The following is a 2,359-nucleotide window of genomic DNA, read 5'->3' on the forward strand; positions in this document are numbered from 1 at the left end:
GCAGAGAAAATCCAAGCAAAACAACACGTTAGACGGTATTATTAATTCGCTTGCCGCTTAAGGTTCTGTACATGATGGCAAATGGAGATATTTATCATGGAACAGATCAACGCTATTGCCATCAAACACGCCGACTCCATTACGTCGCGTCAAATTGATTCCAACTGTGCAGTGCTTAATTCGACTTACGTGTTTGATATTGATTGTGGCCAATATTCCATCTCTTTCGACATGCTGCATGTCGATACCTACCAGTTTGATGCTGGCTGTACCCATACCTGCACTAAACAAGCCTCTGCTTGGTTGGTAATGGACGGGCACCGGTATCAGATTGGGCATAGCAATGTCGATGAGTATATTTCTGCTCTCGAAGTAGCTGTGGTCGCTGGTTGGAAAAAGGCAGCTTTCTTAAATGGAGCTGTTATTTACCTTACCTACGACAACCTGGAACGACTTTACCAAGAGGCGTTTCAACTGATGGTTATGTTGCGCTCAAAATCAGCCTGATTTCCTTCAGGCTTATTCACTTACCCATTCGGTAATACGACACCCTTCCTTTATGGAATTAAATGCCTTTTGGCAATGGAGATTTTTATTATGGCTACTGTAATCGCAACTAAGATCGGCTCTACAAATAAAGGTTTACCCCGCGTGTGGCTCGAAGGTCGGAAATTGGAACGCGAAGGAATCGAGATTGGTATGAAATACCAACTGAATTTCGATCAGGACGCGGGCCAAGTGAAAGTGACCTTTGGGACTGACTTGGAGAATTATTCTGGCACGGTCTCTCGGCGCAAGCTGAGGGGTTCGGACGAGAGTTATCTCCCAGTTATTGACATGAATAGTCGTGAATTTTTGGACCTCTTTTCCGAATCGGAAGAGATCCGCATTGCCATTCGTGACAAGAAAATGGTGATAACCGCCCAGGTCTCTAGCAGTGATGCTAAGGAGCGGGTCGAACGTCTTCAGCGCAAGCTGGCGACGGGGGAAGCTATCACTGTGGCGTCGTTATTCCACGGCGGTGGTGTACTGGACAATGCAGTTCATGCAGGGCTTGAACGTGCTGGTGTTACCAGTTACGTGAAGGTCGCCGTAGAGCTTGAGTCGAAGTATCTGGAGAGTTCGCTCGCCAACAACTACCATTTGTTCAAAGCAGATTCTGTTTTGTTTGAGGGTAGTATTGAGCATTTCAATCCACGCGGCACATCTGTAGATGTCGTTTGTGCTGGAATCCCATGCACAGGCGCTAGTTTATCTGGCAGAGCTAAAAACAAATTGGCTTGCGCTGAAGACCATCAAGAAGCAGGGGCATTGTTCTATTACTTCCTTTCGGCGGTAACTGCGCTAAACCCCAGCATTGTGGTCATCGAGAACGTGGTCCCATATTCGTCCACGGCGAGTATGGCGGTCATCCGTTCGGTGCTTTCCAGTCGCGGTTACGTGCTGGAAGAAACCATCTTAGATGCCAGTCAACATGGCTGTATCGAGGATCGGCAACGGCTTTGTGTTATTGCCAGAACCCCCGGTGCCATGGAAACGGCAGTGCTCGAAACTCTGATTCCTACCAAGGTCAAAGAATCCTGTGTTGGTGATATTTTGGAGAATATTCCAGATAATTCACCGATGTGGAAAACTTATGATTACCTGGCAGATAAAGAATTGAGAGATTTAGAGGCTGGGAAAGGATTTCGCCGCCAGCTAATTAAAGCAAGCGACGAAAAATATGGTTGTGTGGCCAAGGGGTATAATAAGGCGCGCTCCACCGAGCCGTTTATTTGTCATCCAACTGATCCTGCGCTCTCTCGTTTGCTCACTCCTATTGAGCACGCTAGAGGTAAAGGTATTCCCGTCAGTATTATCGACGGGTTAAGTGATACAACCGCCCATGAGGTTCTTGGGCAGTCTGTCTGCTGGCCACCATTCGAAGCAGTCGGCTTTGCGCTGGGCAGTAATATGCTCGCAGCACTGTCTGGTGGTGCCGGATCGCAATTCAGCGCCCCGACCCACAAAGCAGCCTAAGCAACCCCCCCAACAATGCCCCTCTCACCTGAGAGGGCATTGCTCCAATCCTTCTGGATATACCCCCCGATCAAAGACCTGACCGGTCTTGACCATGTCCTTTTTGGACCTAAATGCCTTTTGGCAAAGGAAACATATTATGTGCATCACTAATCTGAGCCAACTGAACGCCGCCTACCTGCTTAACGCCGGTGGTTGCACCTCCATCACTGCTCAACTCGCTGATCTGCTGAAACGTCAGCAACGGCGCTGTACGCTCGATACCGGCCTTGTTGCACAAATCGGGGAACTATCTAGCCAAGTGGTGATCTGATCTCCCGGATCAATCACCGAGCACAGT

The 2,359-nt window shown here is 48.6% G+C and carries 3 protein-coding genes; all 3 read left to right on the plus strand.

Features of this window, described 5'->3' with window-relative positions:
* Window positions 1-96: 96 nt before the first annotated feature.
* The 3 genes from OKB81_RS20060 (at window position 97) to OKB81_RS20070 (ending at window position 2,332) form a co-directional block, all read left to right on the plus strand.
* Window positions 97-507, plus strand: a complete 411-nt coding sequence (locus tag OKB81_RS20060; protein WP_171865416.1) for a hypothetical protein — start codon at window positions 97-99, stop codon at window positions 505-507.
* Between the two features lie 90 nt (window positions 508-597).
* Window positions 598-2,019 carry a DNA cytosine methyltransferase gene (locus tag OKB81_RS20065; protein WP_270793638.1) on the plus strand — a complete coding sequence of 474 codons (1,422 nt, stop codon included), beginning with the start codon at window positions 598-600 and terminating at the stop codon, window positions 2,017-2,019.
* A 139-nt stretch (window positions 2,020-2,158) separates the two neighbouring features.
* Window positions 2,159-2,332 (plus strand): hypothetical protein, encoded by a 174-nt coding sequence (locus tag OKB81_RS20070; RefSeq protein ID WP_270805416.1) that lies wholly within the window; start codon window positions 2,159-2,161, stop codon window positions 2,330-2,332.
* The last annotated feature ends 27 nt before the right edge of the window (window positions 2,333-2,359 follow it).

Origin of the sequence: Aeromonas sp. QDB56 (genome assembly GCF_027705505.1) — a bacterium.
GTDB classification, from domain to species: domain Bacteria; phylum Pseudomonadota; class Gammaproteobacteria; order Enterobacterales; family Aeromonadaceae; genus Aeromonas; species Aeromonas caviae.